Below are 245 nucleotides of genomic sequence, written 5' to 3' on the forward strand. Positions count from 1 at the left end.
GGACAACGCCGTCACCGTGTCGCTGCACTGCGAGCAGAATTACCCGGCGCGCAAGGCCCGCAGCGACTGGGATATCCCACTGCCTCGTGGCCTGGGCGACCGCGACTACCTGAAAGTCGTCGACGACACCCTCGATTATCTGCTGCCCCTCTATCAGCCGGATATCGTGCTCTATGACGCCGGCGTCGACGTGCATCGCGACGATGCCCTCGGCTATCTGCAACTCAGCGACGCCGGCGTCATAG

General features: G+C 63.7%; 1 protein-coding gene. It reads left to right on the top strand.

Annotation, left to right across the window (positions count from 1 at the left end):
* Positions 1-245, top strand: a 245-nt coding sequence (locus tag AC0IW9_RS31635; protein ID WP_471652241.1) for a hypothetical protein, incomplete at both ends; no start/stop codon positions are given.

The sequence above is a fragment of the Belnapia sp. AC561 genome (genome assembly GCF_979252845.1).